Genomic DNA, 26649 nt, shown 5'->3' with positions numbered 1-26649 from the left:
AGACAAGCACGAGCATACGCTGGCAGGCGGGCTCAGATCGACCGTTGATTGACGCGGTGCGAGAGTTCGTCGGCGCTTTCCTTGCGCTCCGAATAGCGGTCCACCAGGTCCGGGCGCTCGCGCAGCAGCAGGGTGAACTTCACCAGTTCCTCCATTACATCGACCACGCGGTCGTACAAGGCGGAGGGCTTCATGCGGTCCTGATCGTCGAACTCCATGAACGCCTTGGGCACCGAGGATTGATTGGGGATGGTGAACATGCGCATCCAGCGCCCCAGCACGCGCAACTGGTTAACCGTATTGAAGGACTGGGACCCGCCGGACACCTGCATCACCGCCAAGGTTTTACCTTGAGTCGGGCGCACTGCGCCAAGGGCCAGCGGCACCCAGTCGAGCTGCGCCTTGAACACCGCTGACATCGAACCGTGGCGCTCGGGCGAGCACCATACCTGGCCTTCGGACCACTGCATCAGTTCCAGCAGTTCTTGGACTTTGGGGTGGTCACGCGGCGCATCGTCGGGCAGTGGCAAACCGCTGGGGTTGAAGATGCGCGTTTGCGCACCGAAGTGCTGCAACAGGCGTGCGGCTTCTTCTACCAGCAGGCGGCTGAAGGAGCGTTCGCGGGTCGAGCCGTAGAGCAGCAGGATGCGGGGTGGTTGGGCCAAGCCGTCCGGTTTTGATGGGATCAGCGACAAGTCCAGGTTGGGCAGGCTGGTCATAGGGCCTCCGATTACAGCTCGGCAATTCGAGCGAGTTCTGCCTTGAGTTCAGTTGGGCTGAGCTCGGCAAACGGCAGGATGAAAAACGCCCGGCAACGCGTGGCAATGATCGCCAGTGTGGCGTCGAATGCCGCCTGCACGCGTGCATCGTCACCCTGCACATCCGAAGGGTCTTCCAACCCCCAGTGCGCCTTCACAGACGGGCCGAAATACACCGGGCACGCTTCGCCGGCTGCCTTGTCGCACACGGTAATCACCACATCTGGCGGGCTGCCCTCAAAGGCCTCGTTGCCCTTGCTGTACAAACCCTCGGTGCTGATGCCGGCGGCCTGCAGCGTACTTAGGCTGCGCGGCAGGACTTGGCCCTTGGGGAAGCTGCCGGAGCTGATGGCCTCGAAACCTTCTGGCGCCAAGTGGTTGAACATCGCTTCGGACAATATGCTGCGGCAGCTGTTGGCGGTACACATGAACAGGACTTTCATGGAGCGATCTCCTTTTAGAAACTCAGTCGCAAGGCGAGGGCGGCAAGGGTGACCAACAGCACCGGCAGGGTCAGTACGATGCCGACCTTGAAGTAGTAGCCCCAGGTGATGGTGATGCCCTTGCGTGCCAGGATGTGTAGCCACAGCAAGGTGGCGAGGCTGCCGATAGGGGTGATTTTCGGGCCCAGGTCGCTGCCGATCACGTTGGCGTAGATCATCGCGTCCTTGACCACGCCCACGGCATGGCTGGACTCGATGGACAGCGCGCCGATCAACACGGTCGGCAAATTGTTCATCGCCGAGGACAGCAGCGCCGTCAGCACACCCGTGCCCATGGCCGCGCCCCACACACCGTAAGTGGCGAACGTATCGAGCCAGGTCGCGAGGTAGGTGGTGAGGCCGGCGTTACGCAAGCCGTAGACCACCAGGTACATGCCGAGGGAAAAGATCACGATCTGCCACGGTGCTTCCTTCAGCACTTTGCGCGTGGAGATCGTGTGGCCCTTGGCGGCGATTACCAGCAGGAGCACGGCGCAGACAGCGGAAATCGCGCTGATGGGAATGCCCAGCGGCTCCAGGGCAAAGCAGCCGACCAGCAGGATACCCAGCACCCACCAGCCGGCCCGGAAGGTGGCGCGGTCGTGGACTGCACTGGCAGGATCTTCGAGGTCGGCCGGGTCGTAGGTTTGCGGAATGTCGCGGCGGAAGAACCACAACAGCACCGCCAACGTGGCCGCGACGCTGACGACGTTCACCGGCACCATCACCGCGGCGTATTCGTTGAAGCCGATCTTGAAGTAATCCGCCGAGACAATATTGACCAGGTTAGACACCACCAGCGGCAGGCTCGCCGTGTCGGCGATGAACCCTGCACCCATCACGAATGCCAGGGTCGCCGCCGGGGAAAAACGCAGGGCCAGTAGCATCGACATGACGATGGGTGTGAGGATCAGCGCCGCACCGTCGTTAGCGAACAGCGCCGACACCAAGGCCCCCAGCAACACCATGTACGCAAACAAGCGCCGGCCGCGCCCGCGTCCCCAACGTGCAACATGCAGCGCTGTCCAGGCAAAGAAGCCTGCCTCGTCCAGCAACAGGCTGATGATGATCAGCGCGACAAAGGTCCCTGTCGCATTCCAGATAATGTGCCACACCACCGGAATGTCGGCCAGGCTGATCACGCCAGAGGCCAGGGCCAGGATCGCGCCCATCGTGGCACTCCAGCCGACGCCCAAACCCTTTGGCTGCCAGATGACCAGGACGATGGTGAAGATAAAAATGGCAATTGCGACAAGCATGAATAAACGCTCCGATGGCTCAGCAGCAGGTGCTGGCCCGTTGTGGTCTGTCGCCCATTGCATCCAGACGCTGTGCGTCGGTGTGCAACCATGGCTGGTTGGCTTGCAGGGTGGTGTGCAGCACCTCGGTCACCCAGTCGGGCAATGCCGGGTTGATGCGGTAGTAGATCCATTGACCCTGACGACGGTCCAACAGCAACCCGCAACTGCGCAGTTGCGCGAGGTGACGTGAAACTTTGGGTTGGCTTTCGTCCAAGGCATGGATCAATTCACACACGCAAAGTTCGCCTTCGCGCAGGATCAATAACGTCAGGCGCGTGCGCGTGGCATCGGCCAGGCATTTGAACAGGGTGGGGGGCGAGGTGAGGTCCGACATGGTCAGGGCCTTTTTATATAGGTTTATCCGAATATACGTATTTCCATATGTATTAGTCAAACCCGGCTTCGATTGACGTGGATCAAATGGGCTTGAATTCGCCACAAGTGTTTGAAATTAAAATGAAACATGAATGTCCTAAAGTGCCTGCCCATTGCTGATGAAGGAAGACACCGCGTGACCCGTGCCACTCGCAACCTGCGCAAGACCCTGGACTCCGTCGCGGACAATAACGAAACCGCGGCGTTCGACCTGATGCGTGCCGTCGAAAAACTGGGCGATGAGGTGCTGCGCCAGCGTCTGCTCAATACCATTCACCGGCTCAACCAGGACGCCTATGAACTGCGTGAAGCGCGTGATTCGGTAGAGCAAGTGTCGGTCAGGCTCGCCTGAGCAAGATCGTTCAAGACAGCTCCATTGTTGCAATGGCATGCTTGTCGACTGTCTGTCGATGAGCCGTTTCCATGCCTACCGCCTTACCTCATTACGCCTTCGCTCGCGGCGCGATCGCCGTTATCCCCCTGTCCCTGGCGTGCGCGCCGTGGGGACTGCTGGCCGGCTCCATGGCCATCGATGCGCAATTCAGCCCGTTGGAAGCCCAGGGCTTGTCCGCCATTGTGTTTGCCGGTGCTGCCCAGTTGGTCGCCATCGGTATGGTCAAGAGCGGCGCCAGCCTGATTTCCATCGTACTGACCACGTTGCTGCTGACGTCTCAACATTTGCTGTATGGCATGCACTTGCGCCCGATCCTGTCACCCCTCAAGGCCCGCTGGCGCATGAGCCTGGGCTTTCTGCTGACCGACGAATTCTTTGCACTGGTCAGTCACTACGACCGTGAGACCTTCAACCGTTGGTACGCCCTGGGCGTGGGGTTGACGTTCTATATCGCCTGGAACCTCTTCACCCTGGCGGGCATCGTGCTCGGTAAAAGCATTCCCGGCCTCGATCAACTGGGTCTGGAGTTTTCCATCGCGGCCACGTTTATCGCGCTGATCACGCCGGTGGTGCGTGACATCCCGACGGTGGTCTGCGTGGCCGTATCACTGTTGTTTTCGGTGTGGCTGAGTTTCCTGCATTGGGAATCGGCGGTGGTGGTGTCCGGCGTGCTGGGCATGAGCGCGGGGTATGCCTGCAAACGACTGGGAGTGGGGCAGCGATGATCTACATCATGATTGTGGCCATGGGCCTGGTGGTATTTTTCAACCGTTACCTGTTCATCGAGCCGCGCCTTCCCGTGCGCCTCAACCGTGGTGCGCGGGAGTTCCTCGGGTTTGCCGTACCCGGGATGCTCACCGCGATTTGCGGGCCGATCATTTTCCTGGCCGATCACCACCTCAACCTGAGCCCGGCCAACCCTTACCTGTTGGCAGGCATCAGTGCGGTGGCATTGATGTTCTGGACGCGCAACGTGTTGATGACCGTGTTGCTGAGCATGGCGTTGTTCTATCTGTTCCGCTGGCTGCTCTGAGAATACAGGCGAAAAAAAGCCCGCGGGAGGGCGGGCAGAAGGGATACTTCTAAAAATGAGCCTGGTCAATATAGAGGGCGCCAGCTTCCTTCACAGTGAAACAAAGTTCATGCAGCCGTCAGTCCGCGCCACGGCAATGGTACAGTCGCGTTTTTTTCCAACGGAGCAATGGCATGCACAAGGTGGTAATTGGCGCACTGGTACTGGCGGCCCTGGCCGGTTGCGCGGGTTCGAAGATGAAGGAGGCGCGCGCGGGCACGCCTTACAAAACCCTGGCTTCGGACAAGGCCACCCTGGTAGTTGCCGAATGCGTCCAGTTCGGCTGGCAGGACGAAAGCGTGTTCGGCGTTGACGCCGGCGGCTTCAAGGAGCCGATCGCGGCGGGCGGTTTTACCGTGTACACCACCGCTGGGGACTACTTCGTCGACGTGCAAAGCGCGGGCAACGGCTCCACCATCAAGTACTACGCAGCAGAAGACAACATGCCAGCCAAGCGCCGCTTGGCCGCACTCGCGACTTGCCTGTAATCCGTTACCTTAGTGGTTTTCGGAAATGCCTGGCACGACAGTCGCCAGGCATTAGCTTATGATTCACCCGCTCGCCCGACATGATGGCTCTTTACCAGTACACGGACGTCGAGGCCTAAACGTCGGGCGAGCATCCCCTTTCTTCAGCGCGGCATGTAACCCAGGTGCCAGCGACGCGGAATCTTGAGGGATACCAGCCCCAGCAAGCCCGCCAACACGCCGCTGACCAGCAACGCCTTCAAGCCCATCTGTTGCTCCAACAGCGCGCCAATGATTGCCCCCACAAACATCCCGGCCCAGGGGATCAACTGCACGCGCCAGCCACTGCGGCGCTCCCCGAGCAGCCAGCGACCCAACCCGCGGCCAAAGCGTGAAAGCGCTCCGGTTACGTAGGTCAGTCCCACCGGCAGCCCGTTGACCTCTTCCACGGCGGCATTGAGCATGCCCATTGCGATGATCGCCGCCAGCAGCGCAAGCAACGTATCGGCGAACGGCAGCCATGCCGCACCGCATAGCAGGGCGGCAATACACAGCAGCAAAGGCAAGGCATGGCGGCGGCTCATTCGGCTGACCACCACGCCCAACGCATTACCCACCACAAATGTCGCGACCAGCAACAGCAGCCGCCCGGTCAAGCCAAGGTCTCCTGCGCTGATCGCCACCGCGAGGCGCGTGGTGTTGCCGCTCATGAACGAAACAAAGTCGCCGCTCGCCATAAAGCCGATAGCATCGGTCATGCCCGCCAGTACCGACAGGCTGGCCACCAGCATCAGCCCGACACGGCCACGCCAGCGCTGTCGATGGGCAAGTGCAGCATTGACGTAGGGCTTGCGCGGCGAAGGCAGCATAAGGCCGGGTTCCTCGGTGAGATTATCCGGCCACTACCGTAGGACGCTTTCAGCGCGCATGCAATGACCTCAGGCACGCTCCAGGGTCCACCCTGCACAATGCCAATCCAGAAAGTGCGTCGGCTTGATCGCCTGCACAAACGCCGGGTCATGGGACACCACCAGCAGGGCGCCGGTAAAACCGTGCAACGCCTGCTCAAAAGCCATCACCGATTCGAGGTCCAGGTGATTGGTGGGCTCGTCCAGCAACAGCAGCTGCGCCGGCACCTCGCGCCACAACGCGATGGCCATCGCCGCCTTCAAGCGTTCGCCGCCACTCAGTTGGCCGGCCGGCTGGGTGACACGCAAGGCGTCCAGTTGCAGCAAGGCCAGGCGCGTACGCAGTTCGGCTTCGGCCAGTGGTGTGTCCAGCAGGTTAAGCTGTTCAATGATGCTGCGTCGGTCATCCAGCAGGGTGAGGTGCTGGTCGATATAGGCGCTGGGCACCTGCACGCGGCATTCTCCGCTCACCGCCCGCCACTCGCCCGCCAATACCTTGAGCAGCGTCGACTTGCCGCAACCGTTTGGCCCGCGCACGGCGACGCGCGCCGGGCCGGCGAGGTGGATGTTCAGGCAGGTGGAGGGCAACCACGGCAGTTGTGCGTCTACCAGCGACAGCACCTGGCGGCCGTTGGGCACTGCTGAGGCGGGCAACGCCAACAGCGTCGGTGTTTCATCCTCGACCCGTTCGTAGGCCTCGCGCACCTGGGCATCCAGTACATGTTTGTGTTGCCAATGCGTGCTGCGCACGCTGCTGACAACTTCCGTGGCGGCGCCTTTCCAGCGCGCCTTGGTGAACCGGTCGACGTTGGCCGTCTCGGCATGCTTGCGGGAGCGAGCAGCGTTACGCTGCAGGCTGTCATGCTCCTTTTGCAAGCGTCGACGGTTGCGACTGCGCTCCAGGCGTGCGTGTTCCAGTGCGGCGATGGCAGCCTGTTGCTGGGCATCGCGCTGTTGTCGATAGTCATCGTAGTTGCCGCCATATACGTGGACGCCGAGCGGCGACAGTTCAATGATGCGCGCCATGGTGTTGAGTAATTGCCGGTCATGGCTGACCACCACCAGGCCACCGCGCCAAGCCCCGAGCACGCGCAGCAGCCAGGCACGGCCGTCGCTGTCGAGATGGTTGGTGGGTTCGTCGAGCACCAGCAAAGGTGGCGTGGATAACAGTGCACCTATCACGGCGACCCGGGCCAACTGGCCGCCGCTGAGCCGATCGGCCGGGGTATCGGCACCCAGTGCTTGCAGGCCCGCTGCATCCAGGGCGCTGCGCAAACGCTCGGCCAGGTCCCAGCGGTCATCGATCAACGCCAGGTCATCGACCTGCGCCGCGCCCTGGGCCATGCGAGCCAGGGCTGCCAGGGTCGCGGCGGTGCCGGTGAGGTCAGCGACGGTTTCGCCCGGTGCTACCACGATGCCCTGCGGTACGTACGTCACGCGGGATGGGCCGTTCAGTGTGCCGGAGGAGGGCGGCAACACCCCGGCGATCAATTTGGCGAGGATACTTTTACCGCGGCCGTTACGCCCCACAATCCCGGTGGGCGTGTGGTCGATGGACAGGCTCAGGTCGTCGAGCAGGGTTTCGCCATTGGCGAACTGGACACTCAGGTGTTGCAAGGAAACAAGCGTGGGCGGCCGGTTGACGTCAGTCATCAGCACCTCCAAAAAAATGTCGGACAGGCCAACAAGCGCGCCAGGCGGCTCGTTGCAGATACATTTTGGAAGGCTTAGTGGTTCACGTCGGCGGTCGTCCCGTGCGTCGGAAGGGAGGCCAAGCCTAACCCGCCTTGGCTTTTTTCGGCAAGTCCGCCGCCAGTTGTTCAAGGAACATCGCCAAGGCCACCTCTTCGGCCTTGAGCCCTTTGCGTATCCTCGGCTTGGGTAGCCTGGAGAGTTCACCCAGGCTGAAATGCTCCAGTACGGCGGGGTGGATGTAGCATTTGCGACACACCGCCGGGGTGTTACCCAGTTGCTTGGCGACATCCTTGACCATGGCCACGACGTGGCGCTTGGCATCGGACTCAGGTTGCCACTCCAACTCCCGCAACACTGCCAGCGCCATGGCGGTGCCGGCCCAGGTGCGGTAGTCCTTGGCGGTGAAGTCCGCACCGGTAAGGCTGTGCAGGTATTCATTCACGTCATGGGAGCTGACGGTGTGCCGTTCGCCGTCCTCGTCCAGGTACTGGAACAGGTTCTGCCCCGGCAATTCCAGGCAGCGCTTGACTACGGTGGCCAGGCGCCGGTCCTTGACGCTGATCTGGTGCTCGACGCCACTCTTGCCACGGAACTGGAACTGGATCTCGCTGCCTTTCACGTCCACATGGCGGGTGCGCAACGTGGTCAGCCCGTAGGACTTATTGTCCCGCGCATATTGGGTGTTGCCGACGCGGATCAGCGTCGCATCCAGCAGCATCACCACCGTGGCCAGCACCTTTTCGCGGGTGAAGCCGGGTTCGGCGATTTGCGCTTCCAACTGTTTGCGCAGTTTCGGCAGGGCGTTGCCGAATTCCTGCAGCCGAGCGTACTTGTCGCTGTCGCGCACCTCGCGCCAGCGCGCGTGGTAGCGGTACTGCTTGCGCCCACGGGCATCGCGGCCGGTGGCTTGCAGGTGGCCGCTCGGGTCGGCGCAGATCCACACGTCGGTATAGGCCGGAGGGACCGCCAGGGCGTTAAGGCGCTTGATTTCATCCGCATCAGTGATGCGTACGCCCTTGGGGTCGAAGTAGTGGAACTTGCCGCGCACCGTCTTGCGACGGATGCCAGGCTGGGTGTCGTCAACGTAATGCAGGTCACGGGGTAGCGCAGAGTCGGACATGGGGCAGGTTCCTTGGCAACAAATCAGGCCGGTATGTCTGATTGACCGCAGCCGTATGCGGTGGTGCCAAAAGGTTGCTTACGCCAATACCGCGACGGCCTTGATCTGCGCCCACAGCGCCTGGCCGGGGTGCAATTGCAAGTGGTCGCGGGAGAACCGCGTGATCCGCGCCAGCAACGGCGTGCCGGCGGCGTCCAGGCGCACCAGCACGTGAGCGCTGTTGTCCGCCGGGATCGCCTGGGTGACCGTCACCGGCAGGCGGTTGAGGATGCTGCTGTGTTCCTCGGCTTGCAGGCTCAGGCTGACATCACGCGCCTGCACCTTGATACGCAGCGCCTTGCCCAGTGCCAACGGCGCATGGGCCACGCGCATTTGCAGGGCGCTGTCCGGCAGTTGCAGGGTGAGCAACTGATAGTGCTCGTCGTAGGCACTGACCGTACCGTTGATGACGACACCGGCGTCGTCGCCCAGGGCCATGGGCAGGTCGAGCCGCGCCAGGGTCTCGCCGATAGGGCCGCTGGCCAAGGCCTTGCCGTCACTGAGCAACACGATGTGATCGGCCAGGCGTGCCACTTCATCCTGGGCATGGCTGACATACAGCACCGGGATCTCCAGTTCATCGTGCAGGCGTTCGAGGTACGGCAGGATTTCGCCTTTGCGCTTGCTGTCGAGGGCGGCCAGGGGTTCGTCCATCAACAGCAGGCTTGGGCTGGTGAGCAAGGCACGGGCGATGCCGATGCGCTGGCGCTCACCGCCGGAAAGATGTTGGGGATGGCGGTCAAGCAGGTGGCCGATGCCCAGTAATTGCGTGGCCTGGGCCATGTCCACACGGCGCTGTTGGCGGGGGATGCGCTTGAGGCCGAACTCCAGGTTGGCCCGTACCGACAGATGCGGGAACAGGCTGGCTTCCTGAAACACATACCCCACCGCACGCCTATGCGGTGGCACGAACACCCCGTTGCGACTGTCTTGCCAGACTTCATCATTGACCTGGATAAAACCGTCATCGGCGCGCTCCAGCCCAGCAATACAGCGCAGGCAGGTGGTCTTGCCGGAACCGGAGTGCCCATACAGGGCGGTGACGCCGCGGCCGGGCAGGTGCAGGTCCACATCGAGGCCAAAGCCCGGATACGCAAGGTGCAGGCGTACATCAATCATCGACATCAACTCCAGCCCATTTTGGTTTTACGGCTGGAGTAGAGCCCCAGCAATACCAGGAACGCGAACACCACCATGGAGCCGGCCAGCCAATGAGCCTGGGCATATTCCATCGCTTCCACATGGTCGTAGATCTGTACCGACACCACCCGGGTCTTGTCCGGGATATTGCCGCCGATCATCAACACCACGCCGAATTCACCGACGGTGTGCGCAAAACCCAGGATCGACGCGGTCATGAACCCGGGTCGCGCCAGGGGCAGGATCACGCTGAAAAAGGTGTCCCATGGGTTGGCCCGCAACGTCGCGGCCACTTCCAGCGGGCGTGTGCCGATGGCGGAGAAGGCGTTCTGCAATGGCTGCACCACGAACGGCATCGAATAGATCACCGAGCCAATCACCAACCCGGCAAAGCTGAAGGTGAGGGTGCCCAGGCCCAGCCATTGGGTGAACTGGCCAAAGTAGCCATTGGGGCCCATGGTCAGCAGCAGGTAAAAGCCAATCACCGTCGGTGGCAACACCAGCGGCAGGGCCACGACAGCGCCGATCGGGCCGCGCCACCAGGAGCGGGTGCGCGACAGCCACAGGGCAATCGGAGTGCCGATGACCAGCAGGATCACGGTGGTCAATGAAGCCAGCTTGATGGTCAGCCAGATCGCGGAAAAGTCGGCACTCGATAACGGCATTTACTGGGCCAACTCGTAACCGTAGGACTTGATCACAGCAGCGGCTTTGGGCCCCTTGAGGTATTCAACCAGTGCCTTGGCAGCCGCGCTGTCCTTGCCCTTGGCCAGGATCACGGCGTCCTGTTTGATCGGGTCGTGCATCGAGGCTGGAACAACCCACGCCGAACCGCTGGTGACCTTGCCGTCCTTGTAGATCTGCGACAAGGCGACAAAGCCCAACTCGGCGTTGCCGGTAGACACGAACTGATAGGCCTGGGTGATGTTCTGGCCTTCGACGATCTTGTCTTTGACCTTCTCGGTCAGACCTTCCCTGGCTAATACCTGGGTGGCGGCGAGGCCGTAGGGCGCGGCTTTGGGGTTCGCTATCGACAGGTGCGCGTACTGGTTTTTCTTCAGCACTTCGCCCTTGGCATCGACGTAACCTTCTTTGGCTGACCACAGGGCCAGGGTGCCGACCGCGTAGGTGAAGCGCGAGCCCTTGACGGTGTCGCCTTCGGTTTCGAGCTTCTGCGGGGTAGTGTCGTCGGCGCTCAGGAACACTTCGAATGGCGCGCCGTTCTTGATCTGGGTATAGAACTGCCCCGTAGCACCGTAGGCAGCCACCAATTTATGACCGGTGTCTTTTTCGAAGTCGGCGGCAATCGCCTGGATCGGTGCGGTGAAGTTGGCGGCCACGGCCACCTGGACTTCATCGGCATGGGCCGAACCGAAGGCGAGGGCAGCGACCAGGATGGCCAGGCGTGAGGCGTGAATCTTCATGAAGCAGCTCCTGTGAGGGTGTACGGCTTGTTATAGGTAGAAGGCTTAACCGCTATGTATGAGAATATATAGCGGTTGGCCATTGCCGGTACAGTGCAAAGTTGCCGCGCAGGACAGTGCTAGCTGAGCTTGGCCAGTGCCTGCTCCGCCAGTTCACGCGTCAACTCATAGGTGGTGGTGTCTTTGCCCAGGCGCAGGGCCTGGCCGGACCACAGGTTGCTGAAGCCCGCCTCATCCTTGGCCTTGAGCGGAATCAGCGCGCCGCCGGAGGTCGGGAAGGCAGGCGCGGCGGGGTTGATCGCACCCAGCTCACGCATCACGCGGTTGACAATGCCGCGTGCCGGGCGACCGGTAAACAGGTTGGTCAGCGCGGTCTCACTGGCCTGGGCATGGCGCAACGCATAATGATGGGACGCGGTGACATTGGCTTCGGGAGTGAACAGGTACGCCGTACCGATTTGGACCGCCGAAGCGCCCAGGGCGAACGCCGCGACGATCCCGCGCGCATCACCGATACCACCCGCAGCAATCACTGGCACGCTTACGGCGTCGACGACTTGTGGCAACAGGGCGAACAAACCGATCTGGGTGTTGAGGTCATCGCTGAGAAACAAGCCACGATGCCCGCCGGCTTCACTCCCCATTGCGATAATGGCGTCGCAGCCGTGCTGTTCCAGCCAGAGGGCTTCTTCCACGGTGGTGGCCGAGGACAGCACTTTGGCGCCGGTGGATTTTACCCGGTCCAGCAGGGATTTTTCCGGCAGGCCAAAGTGAAAGCTGACGACCTCGGGGCGAAATTCCTCGACTACTTGGCAAGCCGCGTCGTTGAAGGGTTCGCGGTTCGAGACCGGGGTCGGCGCCTCATAGTCGGCGCCCAATTCGCGGTAGTAGGGCTCCAGTAATTCCTTCCAGCGTCGATCACGCGCTGCATCGGGTGCGGGCGGTTGATGGCAGAAGAAATTGACATTGATAGGCCGTTGGCTCGCCTGGCGGAGGGTGGTCAGTGCGTCGCGCAGTTGCTCGATGCTCAGTGCTGCCGCCGGCAGTGAACCCAGCGCGCCCGCCTGGCTGGCGGCAATAACCATGGCGGTGGTGGTGCCAACGGCCATGGGGGCCTGGATGATCGGCACGTCGATGCCCAGCAAGTCGAGAAGGCGGGTGTCTGGCCAGGTGCTCATGGGGTGCTTCTCCAGCGTTGATGAGGCTTTTCACTGTTTTAGCAGGGCCCTAGGCACCCGGCCAGTCTGTTTTATTCACTGGACGAACGCACGCTTTCGTGGTGTGCCATCAATTGACGGCGTTGCCCAACACCGCGTGAATCCGCTCGGCGATAGCGGCTGCGTGGGTTTCCAGGGCGAAGTGGCCAGTGTCCAGCAACTCCACCACGGCGTTGGGGTTATCGGTTTTGTAGGCGTGGGCACCTGGCGGGATGAAGAACGGATCGTTCTGGCCCCAGATCACCAGCGTCGGTACTTGCCTGTCCCTGAAAAAGGCCTGGAATGTCGGGTACAGCGTCAGGTTGTTGCGGTAGTCGAGGAACAGATCCAGCTGGATCTCGTCATTGCCGGGGCGCTGCATCAGCAGTACGTCGAGCATGTAGGATTCGGGCGCCACCAACTCCGGCTGGTTCACACCGTGCAGGTATTGGTAGCGCGTGCCTTCGAGGCTGATCACTGCGTTGCGGATCACCTCTCGGTTGGCGTGGCTCGGCTCTGCCCAATAGGCACGAATCGGTGCCCACGCATCCCCCAGTCCCTCCAGGTAGGCGTTGCCGTTTTGCGACACCAGGGCACTCACCCGCTCTGGGTGGGCCACTGCCAACCGCAGCCCGACCGGTGCACCGTAATCGAAGACGTACAGGGCGTACCGGCTCAATTCCAATGCATCGACAAAATGCCCAACCGTGATCGCCAGGTTATCGAAGCTGTAGTGGTAACCGCGCTCGGCTGGCACCTCGGTAAAGCCGAAACCCGGCAAATCCGGGGCGATCACGCGAAAGTGCGTCGCGAGCAATGGGATCAGGTCGCGATACATGTGTGAGGAACTGGGGAAACCGTGCAGCAGCAGCATGACCGGCGCGCAGGGGTCGCCGGCCTCACGGTAGAACATGCGCACGCCGTCTGCCTCGACGTGGCGATAGTGAACAATGGGCGCTGGAGTGGTCATGAGAGGGATACCTTTGTAACTTGAATAGATTGGATTAGGGGTTACGGCTTTTCAAAAGCTGCGCGCAAAATAGTAACCTGTCAAACGATTTATTCAGGTTATCTTTGCGTGCTTTGTAACTACCCAGGAAAGGAAATAGCGGTTACGATGCCAGCGTTCTCAAGAGGATTGACCATGACCCTTTCCCCAGCGACTGCCGCCCCCTCGGAACCCTATGTCCTGGCCGACGATCCGGTGCTGGATATGCTCAATACCCTGGCGAATATCGACGGTGTACCGTGGGATTTCTGGCAGGTTGATGCCGACGTAGTCGCCTGGCTGGTGCGCGTGCGGTGGGTTGAGCCCAACAACATGCCCGAATTTGAACCCGGTGCTTTACTCGCCGCTGCGCGAGCGTTACGCGAAGTGATCCGTGAACTGGTGGCCGCACGTAAAGCCCAGCAGCCCGGTAACCCGGCAGCGCTGAACGCCTTTTTACGCAAGGCGGTGAGCCATACGCAGTTGGTCTGGCCAGCCTGCGAGGCGCCACGGATCGAGCGCCAACGCAAGCAGCAGACCGCGGCGCAGTTCCTCGCGCCGATCGCCGAAGCGGCCGCCACGTTATTGGTGGAGGGGGATTTCAAGTTGATCCGCCGCTGCGAACATCCGGAATGCATCTTGTGGTTTTATGATCGTACCAAGGCCCACAAGCGTCGCTGGTGCAGCATGGCATTGTGCGGCAACCGGCATAAGGTCGCCGAGTTTCGCAAGCGCAAGCTGAAGCTTTAAAGGCGATAGCTTTTCACAACATCCAGGCGCAAGACGTCGAGGCAATACACCGGGTGGCAGGTCTGGCGCTGTCGGCATCGGTATCCGCTAGGGCTTTGGCGCCTTCTCCCGGGCGAGCAACTGCTGTTTGCGCTCCACGCCCCAGCGGTAGCCCGACAGCTCGCCATTACTGCGCACCACGCGGTGGCAGGGGATTGCCACCGCCACGCTGTTAGCGCCGCACGCCTGCGCCACCGCACGGAAGGATTTTGGTGCGCCGATGCGCTCGGCGATCTGTGCGTAGCTGGCGGTGCTGCCCGGCGGGATATCGCGCAAGGCTTGCCACACCCGTTCCTGAAAGGCCGTGCCGCGCAGGTCCAGTGGCAAGTCCAGGCCGACCGCAGGCGCTTCGATAAGCCCCACGACCTGTGCGACCAACTGTTCGAAGCGCTGGTCGGCGCCCACCAGTTCGGCCTTGGGAAACTGATCCTGCAGGTCGCGCACCAGTTGGTCCGGGTCATCGCCCAGCAGAATCGCGCACACGCCACGGGCACTTTGTGCCACCAGGATCGCCCCCAGTGAACATTGCCCTACCGCAAACAGGATCGCGTTATTGGTACCACCGGCCTTGTAGTCACCGGGCGTCATGCCGAGCAACTGATTGGCCGACTCATAAAAACGGCTGTTGGAATTGAAGCCCGCGTCGTACAGCGCATCCGTTACCGTGCGCTCGCCCTTGAGGCCCTCGCGCACTTTGCGCGAGCGATGGGCACTGGCGTAGCCCTTGGGAGTCAGGCCGGTGACGGCCTTGAACACGCGGTGGAAATGGAAGGGGCTCATGTTGGCTTGCAGGGCCAGCGCGTTAAGGCTGGGTGGGGTCTCAGCCTGCTCGATCTGGCGACAGGCGTCTGCCACCCGTTGCGCATGGTGCGCGGCGAGCTGGGTCTGGTCCCCGGCCGCGCGCTTGCTGGCGCGATAACCCGCGGCCTCGGCATGTGCTGGCGTGTCGAAGAATTCGACGTTCTCCGGGCGCGGCAAGCGCGAAGCACTGCTGGGGCGACAGTACACGCCGGTAGTCTTCACGCCGTAGACGAACAGCGCATCAGCCTTGGGGTCTCGGGCGAGAATGGCTGCCCAGCGGGGGTCTTGTTCGGTAGTCATGGTCAGCACTCTTGACGGATCATGGCCAGAGTAGCCGTGCCGCGAACGCCTGGCACTCTGAAGCTTGCGCTCAAATCAGCCAGCGGTGCGAAAGGTGAGGTTGATGCGTTGCGCGCCCATGACCGGGTGCACGCCTTCCTTGATCGGCATCACACCGTGAAAGCGCAGGCGATCCACGCCGCCCCAGACCACCACATCGCCGTGGAACAGCGAGACTTTGCGGGTCTTGTCACTGCGCTCATGCCCACCAAACAGGAAGATCGCCGGCAACCCAAGGGACACCGACACCACCGGTTCGCTGTAGCGGCGCTCGTTCTTGTCCTGGTGCAGGGACATTTTTGCGCCTGGCACATAACGGTTGATCAGGCAGGCGTCGGGAGCGAAGTCGACAAAGCCGGCTTCTGCCGCCGCCACCATAGCCAGTTGGCGCAGGGCGTCCGGCATGTGTGGCCAGGGCTGCTGCGTGCGCGGGTCCAGTGATGAGTAGCGGTAACCGGAGGTATCGGTGGTCCAGCCCAGGTCGCCGCAGCTGCTCAAGGCGGCCGACATGGTGAACCCACCGGGTGTCACCATTTGCCGAAACGGTGATTGCGCCAGCACCTGCCGCAATTCCGGCAGAAGGCGTTCAATCCAGGGCAGGGCGTAGCCCCTTAGCACATAGGACTGTTCGCCAATTTGCTCGCGCCCCGCAGGTTGCTGCAAGGCATCATCGGCGAACAGGTCAGCGGTGGGGCCAGGCATCGGCTTACAGCGCCTTGCTCACATTGATGTCGGTGATTTCATCACTGGCATCGTGAATCTTCGCCAGGGCTTGCTTGGCTTCTTCCACGCTGTTGGTGTGCAGTTGGGCGAACTCGAAGCGGCGTTCGCCGTTGAGCTTGTACTTGATCACGTATTTGGTGGTAGCAGTCACGGTCATTTCCTGTCAGGTGTTCGGGTCAGCTCAGTTTGGAGCTGGTGCGACGCACAATGCGGATCTTGTGCGACAGCGCAGGCTTGCGGGTCACGCTGATAGCACGGCGCGTCACGACGTCCAGGGTGATGTTCCAGAAACCGGTGCTCGGCGCGGTGATTTTGGCCGGGAACGTGTCGAAGGCGCCACCGTGGTAGGTATGGCGGCCGCCATTTTTGAAGCTGCGAAAATTCGCGTCGCTCATCAGGCGAATATTACAAGTCTGCGAGCACTCGATGACGACAATGTCTCCCTCGTTGAGGTGCTCGCGCTGGTGGATGAATTTCATGAGGGTGTCTCCAGAAGGGCTTTTTCTGAAAAATCAGAACGATACGTAGGTTAAGATGGAGTTTATCAGCCCCAGCGCGTTTATTATCGGCCCGTCTTCAACGACGTCGACAATTTAAAACAGTTATTTACCGAGTTATCAGGGATAAATCCTACGTGGGCGGGAGAAAAATACCATCCCCGCTGTCGTAGGGTCTTTATCGGAGGTTTTATATGAAGTGGAGTGTGTTGGTTCTGGCCCTGGCGATCGGTGGGTGTGCTTCGGTTGCAGATATCAAGCAGACCCCGCCGACCTTGGCGGTCATTTCCGGGAAGAAACCACAGGAATACGCCGCGTGTGTGGTGCAGAAATTATCCGCGACCCGCCGGCCGCCGCAGATCGAACCGCATAAGGACGGTGGTGTGCAGGTGATCGTGCCGCAGAAGTTTTCCGCCGATCCTTCGGCCATATTTGAAATTGATGAACGTTCCAGTGGCAGCAGCATCAAGCTCTACGAGAGCATGTCCAATGTGCCGATCCGTCCCGGTGATGTGAAGAAGGCGGGCGAAGAGTGTATTTCCGGCTGATACAGCCGCGTTTCACACAGCGACTTCAAATCCGATAAAGAGCCTGGCCCCGCATGCGCGGGGCCGGGCTTTTTTATGGGCCTGAAGGGCGCCGGCCAGGCGATCCAGGCGGCAGAAGACGTGCCGACGAGGCAGGGCATCCGTTAAACTCTCGGTCTATCACTACAAAAAATACCGCGCAAACCTTCTGTTTGTGTGGCATTTGTCTTCTTTGGGAAATTTTTCATGAAGCGTGAACACGTCAGGGCTCGCCAGGCTGAAGGCCAGATATCGGCCACCCACATCATCCAGAACCCGGCCGACCTGGCGGAGTGGATCGTCTTCTTCAAGAAAAGCGGCGGGCGCAGTTTTTTCCTGGTCGACGATCAGGATGAAGTCGAGTCTTTCCCGCGCCTGGATGACCTGGTAGAGACCATCCGGGGCCTGGGTATCAAGTTCGCCGATATTCAGCTGTAGGCCTGACGCTTACTTGCAGACCACCACCACACTACGGCTTTTGAAGTTACCCACGTCCTGGCCGAGGGTCTTTTCACTTTCCTTGAGCGAAGGCGTGCCTTCGGTGCCGACGATGCGGTAGCCGGTGCCCGCACAGGAGGCGTCAGCCTTCTCGTAACAGCTGGCCCAGGAATTGGCTTCGCCGGAGCAGTCGATGGTCAGGCCTTGTTCGCCGTTTTTCAGATAGACGTCAGAAGAGGTGGTGCAGCCGGCGAGCGCCAGTACCGCAGTCAGTGCCAGAATCTTGTTCATGTGTGTTCATCATCGAGGGTGTTGAAGGGGCGCTGACACTGTCGTGGGGCGTTCCGGCGAGATTATAGCGAACTGCCATCTACGTACAGGCAAACACAAAAAAAGCCCCGTTCTCCGGGGCTTTTTTGCGCAGGGCGTTGAGGCTTACTTGCCTTTCGGCCGTTTGCTCGACGCGTGGCCCGCTTCGTCCACAAACACTTCCGCTACAGCGATAGCCTGGCTTTCACTGGCGAATGCCCCAGCGACGCTGTCGCCATGGAAGTTGATCAGGTGCCAACCGTCCGCTCGCTTGGTGATCAGGTAGCCGTTCACGCCTTTTGGTTCTGACATCTATCAAGTATCTCGTGGTCTGGTTCAAGGGCCTAATGATAGCGCCAAATGCCGCGGGGCCGCGCAAGTTATTCTAGGTCAGTGTTCCAGGCCTGAAAGCGTGCTAAAAAGGTTGCAGCCCTTTGAAACATTGAGGTGCAGGCATTTTTTGCCGTGCCGGTGAAAATATGCGGTCCAACTTGAGCGGAACTTACGCCGACATTTTTTCTCTATGATGACATCGCAACGCCAGCAGGACCCATTGTAAGGTGACTGCGGCCTCATTAGACTGCGCCGAATTCCGTACGCACAGCCCTTTGTAAGGACCCATATGATCAAGAAATGCTTGTTCCCAGCAGCCGGTTACGGCACTCGCTTCTTGCCAGCGACCAAGGCCATGCCCAAAGAGATGCTGCCGGTGGTGAACAAGCCACTGATTCAGTACGGCGTCGAAGAGGCACTGGATGCCGGTCTGAACGAAATCTCCATCGTGACCGGCCGCGGTAAGCGCGCACTGGAAGACCACTTTGACATCAGCTACGAGCTGGAAAACCAGATCAAGGGCACCGACAAGGAAAAATACCTGGTTGGTATCCGTAAACTGCTCGACGAGTGCTCGTTCTCCTACACCCGTCAAACGCAGATGAAAGGCCTCGGCCACGCCATTCTCACCGGCCGTCCACTGATCGGCGACGAGCCGTTCGCCGTGGTACTGGCGGATGACCTGTGTGTGAACCTGGAAGGCGACGGTGTGCTGACCCAGATGGTCAAGCTCTACCAGAAATACCGTTGCACCATCGTTGCAGTGATGGAAGTGAACCCGACCGAAACCAACAAGTACGGCGTGATCGCCGGCGACGACATTGGCGATGGCCTGATCCGCGTACGTGACATGGTTGAAAAGCCAGCACCGGAAGACGCGCCTTCCAACCTGGCGATCATCGGTCGTTACATCCTGACCCCGGACATCTTCAAGCTGATCGAAGAAACCGAGCCAGGCAAGGGTGGCGAGATCCAGATCACCGACGCCCTGCTCAAGCAAGCCAAAGACGGTTGCGTGATTGCCTACAAGTTCAAGGGCCAGCGTTTCGACTGCGGCGGCGCTGAAGGCTACATCGAGGCAACCAACTTCTGCTACGAGCACTTCTACAAGACGGGCAAGGCTTACTGATTCACGGTGTAAGCGGCCTGTTCTAAAAAAGCCACCTTCGGGTGGCTTTTTCGTTTTTCAGCCCCATGTAAGTCGGTATGCTGATGTCCTGCCGAGGAGAGTGAAATGGCCTACGATTTTGACCTGTATGTAATTGGCGCCGGTTCCGGCGGTGTTCGCGCGGCGCGCTTTGCCGCAGGCTTTGGTGCCAAGGTGGCCGTGGCGGAAAGCCGCTACTTGGGCGGGACTTGCGTCAACGTCGGTTGCGTGCCGAAAAAGCTGCTGGTGTACGGCGCGCATTTTGCCGAAGATTTCGAGCAGGCCAGCGGGTTTGGCTGGTCCCTGGGTGAGGCGAACTTTGATTGGGCGACCCTCATTGCCAACAAGGATCGCGAGATCAACCGCCTCAATGGTATCTACCGCAACCTGCTGGTCAACAGCGGTGTGACCTTGCATGAGGGGCATGCGCGCCTGATTGATCCGCATCAGGTCGAGATCAACGGCGAGCGTTTTACCGCCAAGCACATCCTGATCGCGACGGGTGGCTGGCCGCAGATCCCGGAGATTCCAGGCCGAGAACACGCTATTGGCTCCAATGAAGCGTTCTTCCTCAAAGAATTGCCCAAGCGCGTCCTGGTCGTCGGTGGTGGTTACATTGCCGTCGAGTTCGCGGGGATCTTCCATGGCCTGGGGGCACAGACCACGCTGCTGTATCGCGGCGACCTGTTCCTGCGCGGCTTCGACGGTTCGGTGCGCACGCACTTGAAAGAAGAGCTGACCAAGCGCGGCCTGGATTTGCAATTCAATGCCGACATCGAGCGCATCGACAAACAAGCCGACGGTAGCCTGAAGGCAACGCTGAAGGACGGCCGTGCGCTGGAAGCCGACTGCGTGTTCTACGCCACGGGGCGTCGTCCGATGCTGGATAACCTGGGGCTGGAAAACACCGGCGTGAAACTCGACAAGCGCGGCTTCGTCGAGGTGGATGACCTGTACCAGACCGCCGAAGCATCGATCCTGGCGATCGGCGACGTGATCGGTCGTGTGCAGTTGACGCCGGTGGCCCTGGCCGAGGGCATGGCCGTGGCGCGCCGCCTGTTCAAGCCTGAACAGTATCGTCCGGTGGATTACGCGATGATCCCTACGGCGGTGTTCAGCCTGCCGAACATCGGCACCGTGGGCCTGACCGAGGAAGAAGCGAAAGAGAAGGGCCACAAGGTGCAGGTCTTTGAAAGCCGGTTCCGGCCGATGAAGCTGACCCTGACGGAGTGCCAGGAGAAGACCCTGATGAAGCTGGTGGTCGACGCCGACACCGACCAAGTGCTGGGCTGCCATATGGTCGGTCCGGACGCGGGTGAAATCGTGCAAGGGCTGGCAATCGCGCTCAAGGCGGGCGCGACCAAGCAGCATTTCGACGAGACCATCGGCGTGCACCCCACGGCGGCGGAAGAGTTCGTCACCATGCGCACGCCAGTGGCGGGCTGATCAGGCTTTGGAGGTTGCCTCTGGCGTCGCCGCAACGGCGGCCGCCAGGCGCAATGCCTCGATACTGGCCTGGGCCTTGATCAGCTCCAGCTCCAACGCCTTGTTGGTGTGCTGGTGTTCAGTCAGCGCTTCCTGGCGAGACTGGCTCTCCAGCACCGCGACACGCAGGCGCTCCTGAAGCAGGGTGCGCTCGCTGTCAATCAGGCCGACCTGTTCGCTCAACTTGAGTTGTTGGGCCTGATCTTTGCGGGATTGCTCCTGCAGCGCCGTTAATTCCTTCACGGTTACCCGATGCTCAATCAGCAGTCGCTCATTGTCGCGGTGCAGCTGGGTGATTTCATCCTGGCGCACCATGGCGCTCTGCTGCGCCTGGCGCAGTTCAGCCTGCACCTGCTGCAACTGGCCTTCGTGGCGACGCTGTTCCTGCTCGCGCTGCTCCTTGATTGCAGTGCGGTAGTGCTCCAGGGCGTCCCGGGCATGCAGGTGCTTTTCTTCCAGTGAACGAATCTGTTCGTCCTTGTCGTTGATCCGTAACTCGTAATCGCTGCACGCCTGGCTCAGCCCGGCGTTACGGGTTTGTTCGGTTTGCAGGCTGGTGCTGGCGATGTGCAGGGCGGCGCTTTCTTCTGCCAGGGCGGCGGCTTGAATATCGAACTGGTGCTTGAGTTGGCCATGGGCCTCTTCGAGGGCTTGCACCTGAGCGAGCAGGGCGGCTTTCTGCTGTTCGAACTGCGCCAGGGCCAGGTCGATCGGCTCTTGGGCTTTTTCTTTCAGGCGTTGGGCCAGCCGTGCCACCAGCTCACCCAGCTCGTCGTCTATGGGGGCCTCGGTGATGGTGACGCGGGTTTCGCTCTCATCCAGTTCCTTCAAATAGCGATGAATCGTGGTTTTCGAGCCGGTATTGCCCATCTCGATGCGGACTGCATCGATGCTGGGGTTTTCGCCGCGGGCGAGGATCGCCAGGCGTGCCGTTTGAACTACTGCTTTGTTGATGCCGCCGCGAGCCATGGGGTCTCCGTCGATTTCGTAATGTGGTACGTATCATGTATTTACATACTATATCACGTGTGAAAATCCTTTGAAATCCGTCAATTATAAGATGGGATATTGGCGTATTATCCCGTGTCATACGCATTTAATCCGCGAAAGCACCTGCCAGCAGTACGAATAGGCCTCCCATGAGCGATCTGGATCGTTACCTCAACGCCGCCACCCGCGATAACACGCGGCGCAGCTATCGCGCGGCGATCGAGCATTTCGAAGTGAGTTGGGGCGGTTTCCTGCCGGCAACCAGCGACAGCGTGGCGCGGTATCTGGTCGCCCACGCCGGCGTGCTGGCCGTCAATACCTTGAAGCTGCGGCTGTCGGCATTGGCCCAGTGGCATACAAGCCAGGGGTTTCCCGACCCGACCAAGGCGCCGGTGGTGCGCAAGGTGCTCAAGGGCATCCGTGCCGTGCACCCGGCGCAGGAGAAGCAGGCCGAGCCGCTGCAGCTCAAGCACCTGGAGCAGGTGGTCGCGTCGCTAGACGCTGAAGCGAAGGCGGCGGCACTGGCGCAGGACGCGCCGCGGTTGCTGCGTGCCAAGCGTGACACCGCGCTGATCCTGCTGGGCTTCTGGCGTGGCTTTCGTAGCGATGAGCTGTGCCGGCTCGACATCGAGCATGTGCAGGCCACGCCCGGCGCCGGCATCAGCCTGTACCTGCCGCGCAGCAAAAGCGACCGCGACAACCTCGGCAAGACCTACCACACGCCAGCACTGCTGCGCCTATGCCCGGTGCAGGCCTACAGCGAATGGCTCAGCGCCTCGGCCCTCGTTCGTGGCCCGGTGTTTCGCGGTATTGATCGCTGGGGCAACCTGGGGGAGGAGGGCTTGCACCCCAACAGCGTCATCCCACTGCTGCGCCAGGCGCTGGAACGTGCCGGCATCCCCGCCGAGCAATACACCAGCCACTCGCTGCGCCGCGGCTTCGCCACTTGGGCCCATCGCAGTGGCTGGGACCTGAAGTCGTTGATGAGTTACGTCGGCTGGAGCGACATGAAATCTGCCATGCGCTATGTTGAAGCGACGCCCTTTCTGGGCATGACTTTGGCGACCCAACCGCTGCTTTGAGATTTCTTCTATTAATACAGTCACCTGATAGGGAAAACCAATCGTCAGCATCAGGTTTGCCAATGAGCCATCGGCGCAGAGAGTGGGTAGGATTCATCTCATCAACTTCTTAACCCCTGACGGAGAGTCAACGATGCCTATCATCAACAGCCAAGTAAAACCGTTCAAAGCTACCGCATACAAAAACGGCAACTTCGTAGATGTGTCTGACGCTGACCTGAAAGGCAAGTGGTCCGTTGTGTTCTTCTACCCAGCCGACTTCACCTTCGTTTGCCCAACCGAACTGGAAGACCTGGCTGACAACTACGCCGAATTCCAGAAACTGGGCGTCGAAATCTACAGCGTGTCGACCGACACCCACTTTGCCCACGCTGCCTGGCACAACACTTCGCCAGCCATCGGCAAAATCCAGTACACCATGATCGGCGACCCAACCCTGACCATCTCCCGCAACTTCGACGTACTGATCGAAGAAGCTGGCCTGGCAGACCGCGGTACGTTCGTGATCAACCCAGAAGGTCAGATCAAGATCGTTGAGCTGAACGACGGTGGTGTTGGCCGTGACGCTTCCGAGCTGCTGCGCAAAATCAAGGCCGCTCAGTACGTAGCTGCCCACCCAGGCGAAGTATGCCCAGCCAAGTGGAAAGAAGGCGAAGCCACCCTGGCTCCGTCCCTGGACCTGGTCGGTAAGATCTAAGTCGTGAAGTCTCAAGGGCGGTATTCCGCACTTAAGTAAGCTGCATCCGCCCTCGAAACGCCCGGGCGAGATTCGCTCGGGCGTTTTTTTGTCTGCAATAAACCGAATTAATAGGAAATCGCCCGTATGTTGGACGCCAATCTTAAAGCTCAGTTGAAGTCATACCTGGAACGGGTCACCCAGCCGATCGAGATCGTCGCCTCCCTCGACGACGGTGCGAAATCCCAGGAAATGCTTGCCCTCTTGCAGGATGTTGTCAGCCTCACCACGCTGATTACCCTGAAAACCGATGGTGATGATGCGCGTAAGCCTTCGTTCTCCATCAACCGCCCGGGTGCCGATATCAGCCTGCGTTTTGCCGGCATCCCCATGGGCCATGAATTCACTTCGTTGGTGCTGGCCCTGCTGCAAGTTGGTGGCCACCCGTCGAAGGCCAGTGTCGAAGTGATTGAACAGATCCGCGCCCTCAAAGGCGAGTTCAGCTTCGAGACCTACTTCTCGCTGTCTTGCCAGAACTGCCCGGACGTGGTCCAGGCGCTGAACCTGATGGCTGTGCTCAACCCCAACATCCGCCACGTCGCCATCGACGGCGCGCTGTTCCAGGCTGAAGTCGACGAACGCCAGATCATGGCGGTGCCAAGCGTGTACCTCAATGGTGTGAACTTCGGCCAGGGCCGCATGGGCCTGGAAGAAATCCTCGCGAAGCTCGACACCAGCGGTATCGAAAAAGCCGCCGAGAAAATCAGCGCCAAAGACGCCTTTGATGTCCTCGTCGTCGGCGGTGGCCCAGCCGGTTCGGCGGCAGCGATCTATGCCGCACGCAAAGGTATCCGCACCGGCGTCGCTGCCGAGCGGTTCGGCGGGCAGGTGCTGGACACCATGTCGATCGAGAACTTTATCTCGGTACAGGAAACCGAAGGCCCGAAACTGGCCAGCGCCCTGGAAGCTCATGTACGCCAGTACGACGTGGACATCATGAACCTGCAGCGCGCCAGTAGCTTGATCCCGGCGAAAAACGCCGGTGACCTGCACGAAATTCGTTTTGAGAGCGGTGCGACCCTCAAGTCCAAGACCGTGATCCTGGCTACCGGTGCCCGCTGGAGAGAAATGGGTGTGCCGGGCGAGCAGGAATACAAGGCCAAGGGTGTTTGCTTCTGCCCGCACTGCGACGGTCCGCTGTTCAAAGGCAAGCGTGTCGCGGTGATCGGCGGCGGTAACTCCGGCGTCGAAGCCGCCATCGACCTGGCCGGTATCGTCAGCCACGTGACCCTGCTCGAGTTCGACAGCAAGCTGCGCGCCGACGCTGTTTTGCAGCGCAAGCTCTACAGCCTGCCTAACGTCGACGTGATCACCAGTGCGCTGACCAGTGAAGTGAAAGGCGATGGCCAGAAAGTCACCGGCCTGGCGTACAAGGATCGCGACAGCGGCGAGTTCAAGACCCTCGATCTGGAAGGGATCTTTGTACAGATCGGTTTGCTGCCAAACACCGACTGGCTCAAAGGCACCGTAGAGCTGACACCGCGCGGCGAGATCATCGTCGATGCCCGTGGCGAGACGTCACTGCCCGGCGTATTTGCTGCCGGTGACGTCACGACGGTGCCGTACAAGCAGATCGTGATCGCGGTGGGTGAGGGTGCCAAGGCTTCCTTGAGTGCTTTCGATCACCTGATCCGTACCTCTGCGCCTGCATAAACCCAGGGCCCGGAAATGAAAAAAGCCCCATGAGTGATCATGGGGCTTTTTTTTGTGTTCTGCCGGAGCGGGCTCCTACAGACTTTCGTGACGATTACATCGGCGCTGGCTGAATGATTTCAACCCAGTACGCATCCGGGTCCTTGATGAACGCCAGGCTCTTCATGCGGCCGTCGGTCAGGCGCTTCTGGAAGTCGCAGCCCAGGGCTTCGAAACGCTCACACGCCGCAACGATATCCGGCACCGAGATGCAGATATGGCCAAAGCCGCGCGGGTCGGTGTTGCCGTTGTGGTAGGCGAAGTCGGCGTCGTTTTCGGTGCCGTGGTTGTGGGTCAACTCCAGGATGCCGGGGATCGACTTCATCCACTGGGTACGCTCGGCGGCGTCAGCGGGGATCTGGGACTTGTCCACCAGGGCCAGGAAGTACAGGCTGAATTCGGCTTCCGGGAAGTCACGTTTTTCAACCAGGGAAAAGCCCAGGACGCGGGTGTAGAAGTCCAGCGACTTGGTGATGTCCTTGACCCGTAGCATGGTGTGGTTGAACACGAAGTGGGCGGTGGCGGTGTCAGGTTGGGCGGTGACGCCCGGGAAAGTGTTCAGTTCGTGCAGGCTCATGGGCCCTCCAGAAAAAATGGGGCAAACGCGGCTCTAAGATGTGAGCGGTTCCTTGGCTTGCGGCTGGCATCCGTGCAGCCGGGCCATGATACGCAAGGCTCGCCCCGGGCGCCAAATGAAAAAGCCCTCGCAGGCCTTGCGGCCCATGGGCGCCGGGGCTCAAACTTTGGCCCTTGGACCTTGAGTATTGTGCGTGATGATCGAACTTCGTAAACCGCTGTTGAGCGTCGTGTGTTTGCTGTTGGCCAGCCCCCTGGCCATGGCGGCCGACCCCGAGATTCATTGGCCCAGCGGCTGGCAGATCGAAGAGGTCGTGGCTGACGGTGAGGCGCCAGTAGCGCCACGGCCCGTGTCTCGGCAGCGAGCAATCAAGAATGATGAAAATGGCGCGACCCTGATGGTCATCGAATTGACCGGCACGCCGATTGAAACGGGCCACAAGGTTAATCTCCAGGGGGTATTGCTGGAGATGCGCAAGTCCATCCAGAAAGACTTTGCCCAGGGAGGGTATCAAAGTGTGTGCAGCAAGATGCGCCCTACAACATTGAGCCGCCTTGAAGCGCTGGAAACTACTTGCGTGGTTACCGAGAACGGGCGTCACGTGCTTTCACAAACATTGGTCGGGGCGGTTGATACCGATAAGGCCTATGTTTTTTCATACGCGGGGCAGGCCGCTGCGTACGAAGCCAGCAAGGATGAAGTCAGTTCGGTGCGCGATAGCCTGAAACTTTAAGTGTGTAACAGGCGTCCATGCTGAACATAATGAAACGTTATTTAAGTTCGGAT

General features: G+C 60.5%; 33 protein-coding genes. 13 read left to right on the top strand and 20 right to left on the bottom strand.

All coding sequences use genetic code 11. The annotated features are described in order from the left end of the window. Positions 1 to 32 precede the first annotated feature (32 nt). From arsH to ATH90_RS14185, 4 genes are read right to left on the bottom strand one after another with little or no spacing between them, the layout of a single operon-like run. Entirely contained in the window at positions 33 to 719 is a 687-nt protein-coding gene (gene arsH / locus ATH90_RS14200; RefSeq protein ID WP_034105123.1) for an arsenical resistance protein ArsH, read from the bottom strand. 11 nt (positions 720 to 730) lie between these two features. After that, complete coding sequence (locus ATH90_RS14195; RefSeq protein ID WP_098466549.1) at positions 731 to 1201, bottom strand: arsenate reductase ArsC; 471 nt, start codon at positions 1199 to 1201, stop codon at positions 731 to 733. Between the two features lie 14 nt (positions 1202 to 1215). Beyond that, positions 1216 to 2499, bottom strand: coding sequence for an arsenic transporter (locus ATH90_RS14190; protein WP_098466548.1), 1284 nt, complete (start codon positions 2497 to 2499; stop codon positions 1216 to 1218). A gap of 19 nt (positions 2500 to 2518) precedes the next feature. Beyond that, a complete protein-coding gene (locus ATH90_RS14185; protein ID WP_034105130.1) occupies positions 2519 to 2875 on the bottom strand; it encodes a metalloregulator ArsR/SmtB family transcription factor in 357 nt (118 codons plus the stop codon). A gap of 177 nt (positions 2876 to 3052) precedes the next feature. Between ATH90_RS14185 and ATH90_RS14180 the strand changes: the two genes are divergently transcribed. From ATH90_RS14180 to ATH90_RS14165, 4 genes are all read left to right on the top strand, one after another. Next, on the top strand, positions 3053 to 3268 hold the full coding sequence (locus ATH90_RS14180; protein ID WP_010210327.1) for a hypothetical protein: 216 nt from the start codon (positions 3053 to 3055) through the stop codon (positions 3266 to 3268). A 71-nt stretch (positions 3269 to 3339) separates the two neighbouring features. Then, positions 3340 to 4035, top strand: a complete 696-nt coding sequence (locus ATH90_RS14175; protein WP_034105133.1) for an AzlC family ABC transporter permease — start codon at positions 3340 to 3342, stop codon at positions 4033 to 4035. Beyond that, complete coding sequence (locus ATH90_RS14170) at positions 4032 to 4343, top strand: AzlD domain-containing protein (protein WP_034105135.1); 312 nt, start codon at positions 4032 to 4034, stop codon at positions 4341 to 4343. Before ATH90_RS14175 ends, ATH90_RS14170 begins: the two co-directional genes overlap by 4 nt. A 173-nt stretch (positions 4344 to 4516) precedes the next feature. Then, positions 4517 to 4870 carry a hypothetical protein gene (locus ATH90_RS14165; RefSeq protein ID WP_034105137.1) on the top strand — a complete coding sequence of 118 codons (354 nt, stop codon included), beginning with the start codon at positions 4517 to 4519 and terminating at the stop codon, positions 4868 to 4870. Positions 4871 to 5013: 143 nt separating this feature from the next. Here ATH90_RS14165 and ATH90_RS14160 read toward each other — a convergent pair whose 3' ends face one another. From ATH90_RS14160 to ATH90_RS14125, 8 genes are all read right to left on the bottom strand, one after another. After that, the gene (locus tag ATH90_RS14160) at positions 5014 to 5718 is read right to left on the bottom strand and encodes a YoaK family protein (RefSeq protein WP_034105139.1); all 705 of its coding nucleotides are present in this window, start codon (positions 5716 to 5718) and stop codon (positions 5014 to 5016) included. 69 nt (positions 5719 to 5787) lie between these two features. Then, positions 5788 to 7410, bottom strand: coding sequence for an ATP-binding cassette domain-containing protein (locus ATH90_RS14155; protein WP_098466547.1), 1623 nt, complete (start codon positions 7408 to 7410; stop codon positions 5788 to 5790). 124 nt (positions 7411 to 7534) lie between these two features. Next, positions 7535 to 8572 (bottom strand): DNA topoisomerase IB, encoded by a 1038-nt coding sequence (locus ATH90_RS14150; RefSeq protein WP_034105143.1) that lies wholly within the window; start codon positions 8570 to 8572, stop codon positions 7535 to 7537. A gap of 78 nt (positions 8573 to 8650) precedes the next feature. Continuing rightward, a complete protein-coding gene (gene modC, locus ATH90_RS14145; RefSeq protein WP_081327109.1) occupies positions 8651 to 9736 on the bottom strand; it encodes a molybdenum ABC transporter ATP-binding protein in 1086 nt (361 codons plus the stop codon). Next, the gene (gene modB / locus ATH90_RS14140) at positions 9736 to 10416 is read right to left on the bottom strand and encodes a molybdate ABC transporter permease subunit (RefSeq protein WP_098466546.1); all 681 of its coding nucleotides are present in this window, start codon (positions 10414 to 10416) and stop codon (positions 9736 to 9738) included. The genes modC and modB overlap by 1 nt, the downstream gene beginning before the upstream one ends. Next, positions 10417 to 11175 (bottom strand): molybdate ABC transporter substrate-binding protein, encoded by a 759-nt coding sequence (modA, locus tag ATH90_RS14135; RefSeq protein WP_034105147.1) that lies wholly within the window; start codon positions 11173 to 11175, stop codon positions 10417 to 10419. It abuts the gene before it with no gap. 119 nt (positions 11176 to 11294) lie between these two features. Then, on the bottom strand, positions 11295 to 12353 hold the full coding sequence (locus tag ATH90_RS14130; protein WP_098466545.1) for an NAD(P)H-dependent flavin oxidoreductase: 1059 nt from the start codon (positions 12351 to 12353) through the stop codon (positions 11295 to 11297). Positions 12354 to 12462: 109 nt separating this feature from the next. Continuing rightward, complete coding sequence (locus tag ATH90_RS14125) at positions 12463 to 13341, bottom strand: alpha/beta fold hydrolase (RefSeq protein WP_098466544.1); 879 nt, start codon at positions 13339 to 13341, stop codon at positions 12463 to 12465. A gap of 174 nt (positions 13342 to 13515) precedes the next feature. Here ATH90_RS14125 and ATH90_RS14120 point away from each other — a divergent pair, with 174 nt between their 5' ends. Then, positions 13516 to 14109: a CGNR zinc finger domain-containing protein gene (locus ATH90_RS14120; protein ID WP_098466543.1), complete on the top strand. Its 594-nt coding sequence runs from the start codon at positions 13516 to 13518 to the stop codon at positions 14107 to 14109. An 87-nt stretch (positions 14110 to 14196) separates the two neighbouring features. On the opposite strand, the gene ada is transcribed toward ATH90_RS14120, so the two are convergent. The 4 genes from ada to ATH90_RS14100 all read right to left on the bottom strand — a co-directional run bounded on the left by ada (position 14197) and on the right by ATH90_RS14100 (position 16490). After that, a complete protein-coding gene (gene ada / locus ATH90_RS14115; protein WP_098466542.1) occupies positions 14197 to 15249 on the bottom strand; it encodes a bifunctional DNA-binding transcriptional regulator/O6-methylguanine-DNA methyltransferase Ada in 1053 nt (350 codons plus the stop codon). Positions 15250 to 15324: 75 nt separating this feature from the next. Continuing rightward, positions 15325 to 15990, bottom strand: a complete 666-nt coding sequence (gene alkB, locus ATH90_RS14110) for a DNA oxidative demethylase AlkB (RefSeq protein ID WP_098466541.1) — start codon at positions 15988 to 15990, stop codon at positions 15325 to 15327. A 4-nt stretch (positions 15991 to 15994) separates the two neighbouring features. Next, positions 15995 to 16162: a hypothetical protein gene (locus tag ATH90_RS29370; RefSeq protein ID WP_098467678.1), complete on the bottom strand. Its 168-nt coding sequence runs from the start codon at positions 16160 to 16162 to the stop codon at positions 15995 to 15997. Between the two features lie 25 nt (positions 16163 to 16187). Further along, positions 16188 to 16490: a DUF1883 domain-containing protein gene (locus ATH90_RS14100; protein WP_034105160.1), complete on the bottom strand. Its 303-nt coding sequence runs from the start codon at positions 16488 to 16490 to the stop codon at positions 16188 to 16190. A 212-nt stretch (positions 16491 to 16702) separates the two neighbouring features. Between ATH90_RS14100 and ATH90_RS14095 the strand changes: the two genes are divergently transcribed. Both ATH90_RS14095 and ATH90_RS14090 read left to right on the top strand, forming a co-directional pair. Continuing rightward, positions 16703 to 17056 (top strand): hypothetical protein, encoded by a 354-nt coding sequence (locus tag ATH90_RS14095; protein ID WP_012724161.1) that lies wholly within the window; start codon positions 16703 to 16705, stop codon positions 17054 to 17056. 225 nt (positions 17057 to 17281) lie between these two features. Then, complete coding sequence (locus ATH90_RS14090; protein ID WP_034105164.1) at positions 17282 to 17512, top strand: hypothetical protein; 231 nt, start codon at positions 17282 to 17284, stop codon at positions 17510 to 17512. Between the two features lie 9 nt (positions 17513 to 17521). Here ATH90_RS14090 and ATH90_RS14085 read toward each other — a convergent pair whose 3' ends face one another. Together ATH90_RS14085 and ATH90_RS14080 are read right to left on the bottom strand one after the other, a co-directional pair. After that, entirely contained in the window at positions 17522 to 17803 is a 282-nt protein-coding gene (locus ATH90_RS14085) for a hypothetical protein (protein ID WP_034105166.1), read from the bottom strand. Between the two features lie 144 nt (positions 17804 to 17947). Then, entirely contained in the window at positions 17948 to 18133 is a 186-nt protein-coding gene (locus ATH90_RS14080) for a hypothetical protein (RefSeq protein ID WP_012724166.1), read from the bottom strand. Between the two features lie 310 nt (positions 18134 to 18443). On the opposite strand from ATH90_RS14080, the gene galU reads away from it, so the two are divergent. Further along, a complete protein-coding gene (gene galU / locus ATH90_RS14075) occupies positions 18444 to 19283 on the top strand; it encodes a UTP--glucose-1-phosphate uridylyltransferase GalU (RefSeq protein ID WP_003173830.1) in 840 nt (279 codons plus the stop codon). Between the two features lie 105 nt (positions 19284 to 19388). Beyond that, entirely contained in the window at positions 19389 to 20747 is a 1359-nt protein-coding gene (gene gorA, locus ATH90_RS14070) for a glutathione-disulfide reductase (protein WP_098466540.1), read from the top strand. Here the strand turns inward: gorA and ATH90_RS14065 are convergent, their stop codons facing one another. Further along, positions 20748 to 21755: a DNA-binding protein gene (locus ATH90_RS14065; RefSeq protein ID WP_098466539.1), complete on the bottom strand. Its 1008-nt coding sequence runs from the start codon at positions 21753 to 21755 to the stop codon at positions 20748 to 20750. A gap of 170 nt (positions 21756 to 21925) precedes the next feature. Here ATH90_RS14065 and ATH90_RS14060 point away from each other — a divergent pair, with 170 nt between their 5' ends. From ATH90_RS14060 to ahpF, 3 genes are all read left to right on the top strand, one after another. Beyond that, the gene (locus tag ATH90_RS14060; protein WP_098466538.1) at positions 21926 to 22858 is read left to right on the top strand and encodes a site-specific integrase; all 933 of its coding nucleotides are present in this window, start codon (positions 21926 to 21928) and stop codon (positions 22856 to 22858) included. Positions 22859 to 22991: 133 nt separating this feature from the next. Continuing rightward, complete coding sequence (gene ahpC, locus ATH90_RS14055) at positions 22992 to 23555, top strand: alkyl hydroperoxide reductase subunit C (RefSeq protein ID WP_010210361.1); 564 nt, start codon at positions 22992 to 22994, stop codon at positions 23553 to 23555. Positions 23556 to 23681: 126 nt separating this feature from the next. After that, positions 23682 to 25247, top strand: a complete 1566-nt coding sequence (gene ahpF / locus ATH90_RS14050) for an alkyl hydroperoxide reductase subunit F (RefSeq protein WP_069023783.1) — start codon at positions 23682 to 23684, stop codon at positions 25245 to 25247. A 94-nt stretch (positions 25248 to 25341) separates the two neighbouring features. Here ahpF and gloA read toward each other — a convergent pair whose 3' ends face one another. After that, positions 25342 to 25863 (bottom strand): lactoylglutathione lyase, encoded by a 522-nt coding sequence (gene gloA, locus ATH90_RS14045; RefSeq protein ID WP_034105176.1) that lies wholly within the window; start codon positions 25861 to 25863, stop codon positions 25342 to 25344. 196 nt (positions 25864 to 26059) lie between these two features. On the opposite strand from gloA, the gene ATH90_RS14040 reads away from it, so the two are divergent. After that, positions 26060 to 26596 (top strand): DUF4946 domain-containing protein, encoded by a 537-nt coding sequence (locus tag ATH90_RS14040; protein ID WP_034105178.1) that lies wholly within the window; start codon positions 26060 to 26062, stop codon positions 26594 to 26596. Positions 26597 to 26649 lie beyond the last annotated feature (53 nt).

This window comes from Pseudomonas lurida, from assembly GCF_002563895.1.
In the GTDB taxonomy this organism is placed as follows: Bacteria; Pseudomonadota; Gammaproteobacteria; order Pseudomonadales; family Pseudomonadaceae; genus Aquipseudomonas; species Aquipseudomonas lurida.
The sequence above is the reverse complement of the archived record's forward strand: the minus strand, read 5'-3'. Positions and strand labels throughout refer to the sequence as shown.